Annotated in this window: 13 protein-coding genes; 10 read left to right on the forward strand and 3 right to left on the reverse strand. The window is 34.0% G+C overall.

Annotated features, from left to right (window positions below):
• Nucleotides 1-15: 15 nt before the first annotated feature.
• From GZ212_RS08850 to GZ212_RS08890, 9 genes are all read left to right on the forward strand, one after another.
• Nucleotides 16-753 carry a DUF2490 domain-containing protein gene (locus tag GZ212_RS08850; RefSeq protein WP_166959142.1) on the forward strand — a complete coding sequence of 246 codons (738 nt, stop codon included), beginning with the start codon at nucleotides 16-18 and terminating at the stop codon, nucleotides 751-753.
• Between the two features lie 20 nt (nucleotides 754-773).
• Nucleotides 774-1070, forward strand: coding sequence for a thioredoxin (gene trxA / locus GZ212_RS08855; RefSeq protein ID WP_053972241.1), 297 nt, complete (start codon nucleotides 774-776; stop codon nucleotides 1068-1070).
• A 126-nt stretch (nucleotides 1071-1196) separates the two neighbouring features.
• Nucleotides 1197-1397 carry a DUF2892 domain-containing protein gene (locus tag GZ212_RS08860; RefSeq protein ID WP_166959144.1) on the forward strand — a complete coding sequence of 67 codons (201 nt, stop codon included), beginning with the start codon at nucleotides 1197-1199 and terminating at the stop codon, nucleotides 1395-1397.
• Between the two features lie 105 nt (nucleotides 1398-1502).
• Nucleotides 1503-2765 carry an FAD/NAD(P)-binding oxidoreductase gene (locus GZ212_RS08865; RefSeq protein ID WP_166959146.1) on the forward strand — a complete coding sequence of 421 codons (1263 nt, stop codon included), beginning with the start codon at nucleotides 1503-1505 and terminating at the stop codon, nucleotides 2763-2765.
• Nucleotides 2766-2846: 81 nt separating this feature from the next.
• Complete coding sequence (locus GZ212_RS08870; protein WP_166959148.1) at nucleotides 2847-3449, forward strand: class I SAM-dependent methyltransferase; 603 nt, start codon at nucleotides 2847-2849, stop codon at nucleotides 3447-3449.
• Nucleotides 3450-3591: 142 nt separating this feature from the next.
• Nucleotides 3592-4923 (forward strand): cytochrome ubiquinol oxidase subunit I, encoded by a 1332-nt coding sequence (locus GZ212_RS08875; RefSeq protein WP_166959150.1) that lies wholly within the window; start codon nucleotides 3592-3594, stop codon nucleotides 4921-4923.
• Nucleotides 4924-4925: 2 nt separating this feature from the next.
• Nucleotides 4926-6002 carry a cytochrome d ubiquinol oxidase subunit II gene (gene cydB, locus GZ212_RS08880; RefSeq protein ID WP_166959152.1) on the forward strand — a complete coding sequence of 359 codons (1077 nt, stop codon included), beginning with the start codon at nucleotides 4926-4928 and terminating at the stop codon, nucleotides 6000-6002.
• Between the two features lie 85 nt (nucleotides 6003-6087).
• A complete protein-coding gene (locus GZ212_RS08885; protein ID WP_053972247.1) occupies nucleotides 6088-6645 on the forward strand; it encodes a YeeE/YedE family protein in 558 nt (185 codons plus the stop codon).
• A 6-nt stretch (nucleotides 6646-6651) separates the two neighbouring features.
• Entirely contained in the window at nucleotides 6652-7068 is a 417-nt protein-coding gene (locus tag GZ212_RS08890; RefSeq protein ID WP_053972563.1) for a YeeE/YedE family protein, read from the forward strand.
• Between the two features lie 728 nt (nucleotides 7069-7796).
• Here the strand turns inward: GZ212_RS08890 and GZ212_RS08900 are convergent.
• Together GZ212_RS08900 and GZ212_RS08905 are read right to left on the reverse strand one after the other, a co-directional pair.
• Nucleotides 7797-9983, reverse strand: a complete 2187-nt coding sequence (locus GZ212_RS08900; RefSeq protein WP_166959154.1) for a M56 family metallopeptidase — start codon at nucleotides 9981-9983, stop codon at nucleotides 7797-7799.
• A 1-nt stretch (nucleotide 9984) separates the two neighbouring features.
• Complete coding sequence (locus GZ212_RS08905) at nucleotides 9985-10344, reverse strand: BlaI/MecI/CopY family transcriptional regulator (protein ID WP_166959156.1); 360 nt, start codon at nucleotides 10342-10344, stop codon at nucleotides 9985-9987.
• A gap of 397 nt (nucleotides 10345-10741) precedes the next feature.
• Here GZ212_RS08905 and GZ212_RS08910 point away from each other — a divergent pair, with 397 nt between their 5' ends.
• Entirely contained in the window at nucleotides 10742-11692 is a 951-nt protein-coding gene (locus tag GZ212_RS08910) for a calcium/sodium antiporter (RefSeq protein WP_166959158.1), read from the forward strand.
• 85 nt (nucleotides 11693-11777) lie between these two features.
• On the opposite strand, the gene GZ212_RS08915 is transcribed toward GZ212_RS08910, so the two are convergent.
• Nucleotides 11778-12791: a glutamine synthetase beta-grasp domain-containing protein gene (locus GZ212_RS08915; protein WP_166959160.1), complete on the reverse strand. Its 1014-nt coding sequence runs from the start codon at nucleotides 12789-12791 to the stop codon at nucleotides 11778-11780.
• Between the last annotated feature and the right edge of the window lie 18 nt (nucleotides 12792-12809).

Consider the following 12809-nt stretch of genomic DNA (forward strand, 5'->3'; position numbering starts at 1 on the left):
TAATTAAAACGCTAAATGAAGAATTTAAAAAGTTGTTTGTGGGGTATTTTATTACTTTTAGTAATACCACAGGCACAATCTCAAGATTCAAATTACAAGCATTATAGTAGTTGGAATACCCTAATCTTAGAAGGTGCTATAAGTGCTAAATATTATGTGAGTACCGAATTTAATTTTAGACGCACCAACTTTACGACGGATTGGGAGCAGTTTATTATTAGACCCTCATTTCATTATATTTCAAAAGAGGAAGTGGATCTCTCTATCGGATATTCATACATTAAAAATTATGCGTATTCAAGTTTTAGTACTAGACTTGATGTATTGGAAAATAATGTCTGGGAGCAGGTGATACTCAAAAATAAGTTTAAGAAATTCAATCTGGCGCATAGATTAAGATTGGAACAACGATTTAAAGATCGCTTGGTGAACAACCAAGGCATTTATCAAATTGAGGGAACTAAGTTTAATCATAGGTTCAGATACCGTTTCATAGTTAATATTCCCATTTTTAAAGAGGAATTGAAAACCAAATTGCAGGTTACGGCTTATGATGAGGTTTTATTAAATTTGGATCAAGGTGTAAGGCCTAAGTCCCTCAATCAGAATTGGATGTTCTTGGGATTGAAATATCGAATTAATGATAAGGTATCAATCAGAAGTGGGTATCACGATGTGTATTTGAAACTCAACTCAGATTCATTTGTGACAAATCATATTTGGGAAACCACTTTGACTTATAAAATTATTTAAAAATTTAAACGCAATTAGTTATGGCAAAATTTTCAGAAATAGTTGCTTCATCTCAACCTACTTTGGTTGATTTTTATGCAGATTGGTGTGGTCCGTGCAAAATGATGGCTCCTATCCTAGAACAGGTGAAAGAAAGCTTGGGTGATAAGGTTAGGATTATCAAAATTGACGTGGACAAGAATCAAGCCTTATCAGCAAAATATGCCATTAGAAGCATACCTACCCTTATGTTATTTAAGCAAGGGGAAATTTTGTGGAAACAACCTGGTGTTCTTCAAGAAAGAGATTTGACCCAGAAAATTCTAACATCCATTTAGGACTTTTATAATAAAGGATCAAAAGGAATCTAATGTTTTTGGTTAGATATAAGTGTAAATGTATGTTTTAGAGCATATTATTGCTTAACTTTAGGTGAACTATAAACTTGCTAAAAGATTAATGTCATGAAAAATAACATGGGAAATCCAGACAGGACCATTCGACTTTTATTGGCTGTCGTTTTTATTGCCTTAGGGTATTTTAATATCATAGAAGGTACGATTGCAATTATTCTGTACGTTTTGGCCGCAGTTTTTATCCTAACCAGCTTGGTCGGTTTTTGCCCGCTATATCCTATTTTAGGAATAAATACTTGTAAGAAATAGATTGTAGTCAGATTTCTAAGTTCTTTGTAAATAAACAATCTGTAACAAAGGTTACTGAATAAATTGTGACCTTGAGGTATCTTTATAGTGTAAAATTTTGACGAGATGAAATCACATTATCAAATACTTATTATTGGAGGAGGGACGGCTGGTATTATGACTGCAGCCCAATTTAAAAATCAAAATAAAAATTTTGATGTTGCAATTATAGAGCCATCAGATACCCATTACTATCAACCTGCTTTTACTTTGGTAGCAGCTGGGACTTATGATTATGAAGATACCTCAAAGCCTATGAAAGAGGTTATTCCTTCTGGGGTGACTTGGATTAAGGATTTTGCAACTGGATTTATTCCAGAGAATAATACTGTTTCAACCAAAGATAATGGAGATATTTCCTATGATTATCTAGTTGTTGCACCAGGATTGGTGATGGCACCAGAGCTCATTGAAGGACTTCCTGAAGCTATGGAGAAAGGAGTGGTTTGTAGTATTTATACCAATCCAAAACATGTATGGGAAACCTTGAAAAATTTTAAAGGAGGTAATGCCGTGTTTACCCAGCCAACAACGCCAATAAAATGTGGTGGGGCACCACAAAAAATAGCTTACTTATCTGCTGATTATTTCAGAAAACATGATCTTTTAGATAAAACTAATGTGGTATTTGCTACCCCAGGTAGTGTTATTTTTGGTGTGAAACCCATTAAAAAAACATTAGAGAAGGTTATCAATAGATATGGTATGCATTTTAAACCTTTTTATGCTCCAGTGAAGATTGATGCGGATAAGAAATTGGTTTATTTTAAAAATGTTGACCCTGATGAAAGCAATTGTTATGTGACTGAAGACAATTCTTTAGGAGAAAAAATGTCTGGAGAAACAGTAGTTGAAATGCCATTTGATATGTTGCATTTAGCACCACCTCAAACAGCACCAAAATTTGTTAAGGAATCAAGTCTGGTAAACGCTGATGGCTGGTTAGATGTTGACTTACACTCGTTACAACATAACAAGTATGAAAACATATTTGGCTTGGGAGATGTTGCAGGGTTGCCAACCGCAAAAACAGGGGCTGCAGTTAGAAAACAAGTGCCTGTAGTAATTGATAACATAAAAAAACTTATGGCGTCACAGAAAGCAACCAACAAGAAATATAACGGATATTCTTCTTGTCCTTTGATAACTGGATATGGTAAAATGGCTTTGGCTGAATTTGACTATGACGGCAATTTTACTCCAGACCCTAAGTTAAAACAAATGCTGATTTTTGATAGTTCTAAGGAGCATTATAGATTGTGGTTGTTGAAAAAATATGGATTGCCTTATTTGTATTGGAACAAAATGTTAAAAGGCCAAAATGTATAATTAGATTGATGTAATTAGATTTTTAGTTAGGTAGGGAAGAGATGGTAGAATCCATCTCTTCTCTTTTAATGATATTTAAGTATGAAAGACTTTTGGAATAACAGATATCAAGAAGATGAGTATACCTATGGGACAAGGCCCAATGAATATTTTAAGGAAAAGTTGCGGGATTTAAATCAGGGAATCCTTCTATTACCTGCCGAAGGTCAAGGTAGAAATGCGGTTTATGCCGCATTACAAAATTGGGAGGTTACGGCCTTTGATTACAGTGAAGTAGGAAGGAAGAAAGCACTTGAATTGGCTAAGAAGAATGGGGTGGAATTTAATTATCAAGTCTGCGATGCTCTAGATTTTGAATCAGAAACACTGTTTGATGTGATAGGATTTAGTTTTACTCATTTTCCTGTATCCATCCAAAAACAAGTATTCCAAAACCTATTGAAATTTTTGAAGCCAGGGGGACATGTGATTTTTGAGGGTTTTTCAAAAGAACAATTGAATTTTAGTTCCGGTGGACCAAAAGATAAAGATATGTTGTTCTCACGGGATGAAGTAAAGGACTATTTTGATGGTTTGGAATTTTTAGAATTGAGAAAAGATTTTATTGTTCTTGATGAGGGTGATTATCATCAAGGTGAAGCCTCAGTCATCAGGTTTTTTGCAAAAAAGCCTTTTGAAGTATGAAATGATAGTTAGAGTTTTTTTACTAGAAATCACTTGTGTTATATTTTTAATTACAGCCAGAAATGAAGTTTTATTATTGGTATTTATGGCTGTGTTCCTTAGTTAAATTCTTAAATTTGATCAGCTAAAATTAATTGCCTTTATGGAGGATATGCTTTTCTACGATCGAATGCAATTTGCGTTCACAATAACCTTCCATTATTTATTTCCACAACTTACCATGGGACTGTCTTTAATGATTGTCTACTTTAAATGGAAATATCTTCGGTCTCATTTGGAGAAGTACAATGATGCCGCCAAGTTTTGGATGAAAATTTTTGCTCTTAATTTTGCTATGGGAGTGGTGACAGGAATCCCTATGGAATTTCAATTTGGAACCAATTGGGCTAAATTTTCGGAACTAACAGGAGGTATTATAGGTCAAACCTTGGCTATGGAGGGGATGTTTTCCTTTTTCTTGGAATCTTCTTTTCTTGGTTTGTTTCTATTTGGAGAAAAACTTTTAGGCCATAAACTTCATTTTGTAACTGGTTTTTTGGTTTTTCTTGGCTCTTGGGCAAGTGGTTTCCTTATCATTGCCACTCATTCCTGGATGCAATATCCGGTGGGATATGAGATTCTAGAAAACGGAAAGTTTGTTTTGAACAATTTTTCAGCACTATTTTCAAATCCTTGGTTGTGGCCCTCATTTTTACATAATCAAGCTGCTTCTGTAGTGACTAGTTCCTTTGTAGTAACTGCTGTTGGAGCCTTCTATGTATTGAATAATAAACATCTTGAGTTTGGAAAATTATTCCTAAAAACGGGTATTATTTTTGGTTTGATTTCAACAATTTTGGTAGCATTTCCTACTGGAGATTTAGCAGCTAAAAATGTGGTGGAGCATCAACCGGTAACCTTTGCTGCTATGGAAGGTATTTTTGAAACAGAAGATGGGGGTTCTGAAATAATCCTTATAGGACAACCTAATATCTTAGATAAGAAGTTAGACAATAAAATTGCGGTCCCTAATATATTAAGCTTTTTGACCTATCAAAAGTGGGATGCTGAAATTAAAGGATTAAATGAATTTGATGCCGACTTGTATCCAACCAATATTCCTGGATTGTATTATTCTTACCACATTATGGTGGGTCTGGGAACCATTTTTATTGGGTTAATGCTTTTAGCTTTTATACAGTTGAAGCGAAAAAAACTATTTCAAACCAACAAGTTATTATGGGCGCTATTGTTTATGGTTCCTTTTCCGTATATAGCCAATACCACAGGTTGGTATACGGCAGAACTGGGTAGACAACCATGGTTGGTCTATAATTTATTGAGAACCTCAGAAGGGGCCTCACCAACAGTGTCTTCAGGGAATACCTTGTTTACGCTTTTAGGGTTTATCGGCCTTTATTTACTGTTAGGCATGTTGTTTTTAATTTTAGTGGGGAAAATTATTTATAAAGGGCCACATCCCGTAAAATCGTAATTATGGAATTATTTTGGTATATCGTACTTATGTTTATGTTAGCCATATATGTGGTTTTAGATGGTTATGACTTTGGAGCTGGTATTATTCATTTGTTTTTCGCAAAATCAGAGGAAGATAAAAAAGCAATTACTAAATCTATAGGTCCATTTTGGGATGCTAATGAGGTCTGGTTGATTGCTTCTGGGGGTGTTTTGTTTTTTGCTTTCCCTACATTGTATGCCTCTTCATTCAGTGGTTTTTATTTGCCTTTAATGATGATTTTGTGGTTGTTAATTTTTAGAGCCGTTGGTTTGGAATTGAGAGGGCAAGTTCACAATAAAATGTGGGAAAGTATCTGGGATAAGGCATTTGGCATCTCAAGTTTATTGTTGGCATTGTTTTTTGGAATAGCTCTAGGAAATGTGGTAAGAGGTGTGAACTTGGGAATGGTTGAAAATGGAGTGTCTGCACATGAACCTCATTACTTTTTTCTGCCATTATGGAATCCTACTTTTAGTCCGAAAGCGGTGCATTTGGGTATTATCGATTGGTTTACCATTCTTCTGGGGATAATTGCTGTTGTTATTTTAACCATCCATGGAGCCAATTGGATCATTTTTAAAACCAATTCTTCTTTGAATAAGAAATTAAGAAAGGCCATATTTATTTTGAACTTTGTTCTAATGGCTTTGGTAATTGTTTCTGTTTTAACATGGCATATTATTGAACCCAATCCATTTGATAATTTTATAAAGAACCCATATTTATGGGTGTTTCCAGTTTTAATGGTTGTCGGGCTATTGGGATTGTTTCGTATTAGAAGCTTTAAGAAGGACGGTACAGGACTTATTTTCTCAACATTATTTCTTGTTGGTGGTTTTGCATCAACTGCGGCTTCCATCTTTCCAAACTTGTTGCCATCTACCAATTCTTTAAACCCCTCATTAACTATTTACAATATGGCAGCCGATGATTATGGGTTGTCAGTAGGGATTAAGTGGTTTGCTGTTGCGATTCTATTAGTCGCAGTTTATTTTTTCATTCAATACAAGGTTTTTAAAGGTAAGATGGATCATGTGAGCTATGGAGAACACTAAGTTTTTGGGTGATTAAGTAACAAATGTTACATACAATAGGCTTATATTGCCGTTACTTTGTACAATAATTAATTTGAATAAAATTATGGATTTTATTTTGGAGCCATGGCCTTGGTATGTGTCTGGGCCATTAATAGCGTTTGTGATGTTTCTACTTTTAAAAGTAGGAAAGGAATTTGGAATGTCTTCTAATTTGAGAACTTTGTGTACCATATGTGGTGCAGATAAGAATTGTGAGTTCTTTTGCTTTGACTGGAAGAAGCAACGTTGGAATTTGGTGGTGGTTGTAGGCACAATCATTGGAGGTTTTATTGCCTCTCATTATTTATCTAACTCCACAGCAGTTGATATCAGTGCTAATTCTATTGCTTCTTTAAAGGAGTTGGGTTTTGACAGTGCAGGCTCTTCTTATTTGCCTTCAGAAATGTTTGATTTGTCTGTTTTATCAAATTTTAAAATCTTGTCATTATTGATTATTGGAGGTTTTCTTATTGGATTTGGATCAAGATATGCAGGTGGATGTACTTCGGGTCATGCTATTTCGGGTTTGAGTAATTTACAATTACCTTCATTAATTGCTGTTATAGGCTTCTTTATTGGAGGTTTGGTGATGGTGCATTTATTATTCCCATTAATATTTTAAATTATGATGAAGAAAACAATAACATATTTGGTGATAGGAATGCTGTTTGGAATTACCATGTTTAAATCAGAAGCGGCTTCATGGTTTAGGATTTATGAAATGTTTCAATTTGATGCTTTCCATATGTATGGTATAATTGGATCTGCATTGGCTATAGGCGTAGTTATGGTTCAAGTCATTAAAAGAAAACATATAAAAGATACAACTGGAAAGGAAATTAGCTTTTCGCCTAAGGACATGAGTATTAGCCGCTATTTAATAGGAGGCATTATTTTTGGACTGGGATGGGGACTTGCAGGAGCCTGTCCGGGTCCTATGTTTACTTTATTGGGAGCAGGGTTTCTGCCAATCTTGGTAGTGATCGTATCTGCTCTTTTAGGAACTTATGTTTACGGATTATTAAGAAATAAATTACCACACTAAGAACTAGGTAATTATTAATAGCAATGAACCACGGAATCTTTTCGTGGTTTTTTTTAGTCTAAGGCTTGTTTGGTCACATAAGCCCGCCACCCAATAATAGCTAATTGCCATTTTTTAGCTTTTGCAAGATCTAATTTTTGTTTGGTGAAACTTGGTAAGACGTATTTATTTATTGAAGCTAAAAATTTAAAAAACCTGGATTTCATGTTTCGTAATACTCTGTGATGTTTAAAAATAGTAAAACTTATTCTAGAACTAAGTTTTACAGAAACATTTTTAGAACATTGAACAAATAAGGTCAATGAGATACAAAGCAATAGCGATCATAATTTTGAGGTTTTAAAGGTTAATAGTTTAATTGTTTTTTCAATATACAATGACCGAATAATTGTCTCCAAATGTTTTGCTTGAAATTGATGAAATTGATTTCTGATTTAAAAGTGTTTTAGGTGTTTTTGATTTCAAAAAGGAGCCTTAGTGCCTTGAATATGGTTTTAAAATATAGTATGAATTCGTCCTTTGAGTTTTGTTTTGTAACTTTTCTAGGTGATTTTTGATGGTTTTTTGGTTTTATGTTCTAAAAATGGACACATTTTGAATGGTTTTGGGTGTACTTCATCTTTCTATGTGAAGAAAACAGTAGTTGTTTAGGAAAGAGAAAGAATCGCCATGAAAGCAAAAAACCAGCTAAATTTAGCTGGTTTTAAATAAATAAATTTTATTTTTCTTTACTTCGTTTTAATGCTTATGACACCATCTTTGGCCTTATCACCGTATGTTTCAACTGCTTTTTCGCCCTTGAGCACATCAATAGATTCAATTTTCTCTTTATCCATTTTCGAGACATCCTCTTTCGAGACTTCCTTTCCGTTGATTAAGTAAAGCGGATTTGCATTTGATGGACTGGTGAAGTAGAAATCACCAGATTTTTCTGAGTCAATTTCAATCTTTACATCTTCATCAGAGGTCCAAATCATAGGTTGATCTTCAGATTTGGTAACCCAAACATTCTTTGACACTTTTCCATCTTTATCGGTTTTTATTTCAATTATTTCATGTGAATTTTTTTTTCGAAATTTAGTTGTACCCGCAACTTTGACTGTTTGTTTTTCTCCATCTTCATCTATAAAGATCATATCGCTTTCTCTAATTCCATCAACCTTGATTTCTACCGTGTCATCCTGAGGCTTTCTTAAGACATATATATGTTCTCCCTTTTCTTTTTGTTTCCAATTACCGATTGATATTTTGTTGCCATCTGAATTGTATTGAATAACGATAGGGCTTATGGGAGTACTTGTTGATATTTGATAATTGGCGCTTAAATTGGTTCCCTTGGCCGTTATTTTAATTGCTATTATTTCACCTGTTTCGTTACGCTTAATTCCTTTGAATTTAATTTCAATACCTTCCTTTTTGAAATCATTCTTGACCTTGACCAAGTCTGCTTCCGTGAAATCCTTAGTAATAATTATTTCTGTGATGGTTTTATTTTGGTCAAAGGAAACCTTTCCATTAAAAATAATTGCTCCATCCTTCGCTTGATTACCGTAGGTTTTAATAGCTTCTTTTTTTGGTATAAGTGTGATAGAGCTGTCTACAGTAAATTGTTTGGAGGGAATTTGGTGTTCTTTTAAAGGTTTTCCATTAACAATGTAAAGTGGAGAGTCTCCTAACGTCTTTTTCTCTTTTTCCACTTCTTTTAACATTCCTATGGTTCTTTCTCCCAAAAGCACGGTTGGATTCGATTGGGGAAAACGTTTATTGTCTGCTAATTGAAATAAAATGTCATCGCCATCACCCTGTTTTGAAATTTTAAAGGAAGCAATCCCTTCTGCATTATCTTGTTTATTAATAGTTAGGCGTTTGGTAAATTTTGAATCATTAAACTTTTTGGTGCTGATAGAAATCGTTTCAATAAGCTGCTTTGAATTCCTTGTAAGATCTGTAAATTTAAATTGTAAATTCTTGTTGGTGAACATACGCTCTATCTTATTCAATTCTTGAGTGGTTGATGAAGCCCTCACGGTTATTTGATTGGTATTAGTAGGCTCTGTCTTCTTGGTTAGAAACACCTCCTTGGTATTAAAGCTCATAAGAAATCCTGCCAAAAGGGGAAGAATAAGGAAGTATTTCCATGCCTTAATTTTACTTGACTTTGATTTTTGTAACATAACTATTCGTTTTTTGATTAATGAATTATAAAAGGGGTTGGCCAGAGCCATGTGATGATTTTTGAGACTTGTTTTTAAAAGTAATCTTTGATAGGTCTTTTGACATTGAGATGATTTTTGCGTTTCCTTATCAGCTATAAACTCCAAATTTTGTTTTAGTGATTTTTTGTAAATCCATGAAATAGGATTAAACCAGAATATAATGCAAGTCAGTTCCATAAATAGGACATCTAGGGAGTGGTATTGTTTTGCGTGAGCCTTTTCGTGGTTTATGATTAATTTGAGTTCACTTAGGTGAAATTGTTTTGGATGGTAAAAAATCCATTTAAAGAAAGAAAAAGGCGAAATGGGATCTATGGTTTCTACCATTTTGAAATTTTCAGAACTTTTTACATTCCCTCGTTTTATCAGGCCAAAAATTGAAGTAATCTCTATTAAAAATTTACCTAATAAAAGAATGGTGACCGTAAAATAGGTATAAGGTATAAGAATAAGCCAATTGAACTTAGAGGTAAATTCAGTAGGTTCGATCAAGACACCTTGTGGTAGGTCTGAATTTATTAATTGAGGCTCTATTTCAACATAGATAGGTATGAGGATATTAGGTAAAATGATGGCACATATAATCCCTGTCAGCAAAAATAACCGATTGCTTTGAAAGAAAGTTTCCTGTTTTAGGAATAAGAAATAAACCAAATAGAAAATGGTTAAGATGCTCGAAGCCTTAATGAAATATTCCATATCATTGCTTATTTTCGATTAAATCGATTATTTCCTTAAGCTCCTCTACACTTATTTTTTCTTCTTTGGCAAAAAAGGAAACGACATTTTTATAAGAATTATTGAAAAAGCTTTCAATGGCCGTGTTCATGAATTTCTTTTTGTAATCCTCTTTAGAAACAATAGGGTAGTACTGGTGGGTCTTGCCATAGGCATTATAGGTTACATAGCCCTTATCTTCTAAGTTCCTAATTATGGTGGAAAGGGTGTTGTAATGCGGCTTATCGTCATGAATTTCAGCTAAAACATCTTTTACAAAGGCTTTTTCTAGTCTCCATAAAATGTGCATAATTTCTTCTTCTTTGTTTGTGAGCTTTTGCATAACGATCTAAAATTTGATTGTTCGAATTCAAACGTATAACTAAAAAAATAGTTATGCAACTATATTTGTAGTTTTTTAACTATTTTTTTAGTTTTTTTAGGAGGGAGAAAAAAAAACGTGCCATCGGCACGTTTTTAACTCTTAACTAACTAACTATTTATGAAAACAACTACATGGTCATGTAGTATACTTTAATCTCATTTAAATTTCTTATTCAAAATTACAACGGAAGTTTGATTTCTGTAAAAGTTTAACATGACTTTAGGTCGAAAATGGACCGATTTGTTAATAATTGTGAAAGAAAATTACGGGAATTTTAAAATGACATGATTTCCCTTTTTTTTAGTTCCATTGTGAAAAGAAATTCATGTTGTATATCTTCGCACAAAAATGTAATATGAGTTTTGTCTGGGTGCTTTTAGGGCTTTTACTTTTAGTTGTAGGAGGAGAATTTTTGGTAAGGTCGTCAGTTGCACTATCTTTTAAGTTGAAATTGTCTAAACTGGTCATTGGGATGACCGTTGTGTCGTTTGCAACTTCAGCACCAGAATTATTGGTGAGTCTTCAGGCTGCCTTAGATGGTTCTTCAGATATTTCTTTGGGGAATGTTATAGGTTCTAATATAGCCAATATAGGCTTGGTTTTAGGAGTGACAGCAGTAATTTCGCCCTTGATAGTCGACCGCAGTTTTTTCAAATTAAATTGGCCCATGATGATGATAATGTCTCTGTTGCTCTATGTTTTTTTAAAAAACGATCAGTTATTGAGTAAATGGGAGGGTGTGTTTTTTATGGCTATTTTGATCCTATTTTTAATCATTCTGATAAGGGATTCCAGAAAGAATTTAACAATTAATTTGGAAGAGGTAGACGATGCTTTAAAAGAGGTATCTGGCTTTAAAATTTTTATGTGGTTGTTGATAGGTGCTTTGGCATTATATTTTGGAAGTGAATGGTTGGTTTTTGGAGCCAAGGAATTGGCTTTAGCGCTTGGGGTCTCTGAATATGCTATTTCAGTTACAGTGATTGCTATTGGTACGAGTGTTCCAGAACTTGCGGCATCGGTGATAGCGGCATTGAAAAAGGAAAAGGCCATATCGCTTGGTAATTTGATAGGGTCCAATATTTTTAATATTTGTTCTGTTTTGGGGCTAACAGCTATCATTAAACCAATTCAAGTTAATCCCGCAACTCCTGAAATTCTATCCACTAATATCTTTTGGATGATAGGAATTGCTGCTGTACTTTTACCTATGGTATATATCCCACGTCGATTTGAAATTTATAGATATAAGGGTTTTGTTCTATTAGGAGCCTACATTTTATTTGTTTATATGGCTATAAAATAAGTTTGTTTGTAGTAGTATTTAAAATAAAAAAAAAGCTTACGGTATCGTAAGCTTTTTTTTATTATGAACAAATTAATGAGGCAGTCTAGTCTAAAATAGCAGATTTAACTGTTTTAACAATTCTACCTGCAATTTTATAAGGATCACCATTAGAAGCTGGACGACGGTCTTCTAACCATCCTTTCCATCCTTTTTCTACAGTGATAATAGGAATTCTTATAGAAGCTCCTCTATCTGATACGCCATAGCTGAAATCATTAATTGAAGCGGTTTCGTGTTTTCCAGTTAAACGTTGGTCGTTAAACTCTCCATAAACTTCAATATGTTCTTTAGTCACTGGTCTGAAAGCTTCGCAAATTTTCATGTAGGTTTCTTTGTCTCCACATGTTCTCAATACTGAATTAGAGAAGTTCGCGTGCATTCCAGAACCATTCCAGTCTCCTTTAACAGGTTTTGGATGGTATTCAATATAATAACCGTATTTTTCAGTTAAGCGGTCAAGTAAGTAACGGGCAATCCAAATTTCATCTCCTGCTTTCTTAGCTCCTTTTGCAAACAATTGGAATTCCCACTGACCTGAAGCGACTTCTTGGTTAATTCCCTCGAAGTTTAATCCGGCATCTATACATAAATCAGCATGTTCTTCAACAAAGGCTCTTCCGTGGGTGTTTAACCCCCCTACAGAGCAATAATATAATCCCTGTGGTCCTGGATATCCACCTACTGGAAATCCTAATGGCAATTGTGTTTTCTTATCCATGATGAAGTATTCCTGTTCAAAACCGAACCAAAAATCATTATCATCATCGTCAATAGTAGCTCTTCCATTTGATTCGTGAGGAGTTCCATCAGCGTTTAAAACTTCTGTCATTACTAAGTATCCATTTTTTCTTGTAGGATCTGGATAAATTGCAACCGGTTTTAAAAGGCAGTCAGATGACCCGCCTTCTGCTTGTTTAGTAGAACTTCCATCAAATGACCAAATTGGGCAGTCTTCCAGCTTCCCGCTAAAGTCATCTTCAACTTTGGTTTTACTTCTCATGTTTTGAGTTGGATAGTAACCATCTAACCAAATATACTCAAGTTTAGATTTTGCCATTTTTTAAATTAATTTTTG

Origin of the sequence: Mangrovimonas sp. CR14, from assembly GCF_011764015.1 — a bacterium.
GTDB lineage: Bacteria > Bacteroidota > Bacteroidia > Flavobacteriales > Flavobacteriaceae > Mangrovimonas > Mangrovimonas futianensis.

What these genes read in the sequence shown, in the direction of transcription:
- cydB (WP_166959152.1), top strand. Translation starts at nt 4,926, where the DNA reads ATGGAATTATTTTGGTATATCGTACTTATGTTTATGTTAGCCATATAT.
- trxA (WP_053972241.1), top strand. Translation starts at nt 774, where the DNA reads ATGGCAAAATTTTCAGAAATAGTTGCTTCATCTCAACCTACTTTGGTT.
- GZ212_RS08900 (WP_166959154.1), bottom strand. Translation starts at nt 9,983, where the DNA reads ATGGAATATTTCATTAAGGCTTCGAGCATCTTAACCATTTTCTATTTG.
- GZ212_RS08860 (WP_166959144.1), top strand. Translation starts at nt 1,197, where the DNA reads ATGAAAAATAACATGGGAAATCCAGACAGGACCATTCGACTTTTATTG.
- GZ212_RS08870 (WP_166959148.1), top strand. Translation starts at nt 2,847, where the DNA reads ATGAAAGACTTTTGGAATAACAGATATCAAGAAGATGAGTATACCTAT.
- GZ212_RS08865 (WP_166959146.1), top strand. Translation starts at nt 1,503, where the DNA reads ATGAAATCACATTATCAAATACTTATTATTGGAGGAGGGACGGCTGGT.
- GZ212_RS08915 (WP_166959160.1), bottom strand. Translation starts at nt 12,791, where the DNA reads ATGGCAAAATCTAAACTTGAGTATATTTGGTTAGATGGTTACTATCCA.
- GZ212_RS08905 (WP_166959156.1), bottom strand. Translation starts at nt 10,344, where the DNA reads ATGCAAAAGCTCACAAACAAAGAAGAAGAAATTATGCACATTTTATGG.
- GZ212_RS08875 (WP_166959150.1), top strand. Translation starts at nt 3,592, where the DNA reads ATGGAGGATATGCTTTTCTACGATCGAATGCAATTTGCGTTCACAATA.
- GZ212_RS08885 (WP_053972247.1), top strand. Translation starts at nt 6,088, where the DNA reads ATGGATTTTATTTTGGAGCCATGGCCTTGGTATGTGTCTGGGCCATTA.
- GZ212_RS08890 (WP_053972563.1), top strand. Translation starts at nt 6,652, where the DNA reads ATGAAGAAAACAATAACATATTTGGTGATAGGAATGCTGTTTGGAATT.
- GZ212_RS08910 (WP_166959158.1), top strand. Translation starts at nt 10,742, where the DNA reads ATGAGTTTTGTCTGGGTGCTTTTAGGGCTTTTACTTTTAGTTGTAGGA.
- GZ212_RS08850 (WP_166959142.1), top strand. Translation starts at nt 16, where the DNA reads ATGAAGAATTTAAAAAGTTGTTTGTGGGGTATTTTATTACTTTTAGTA.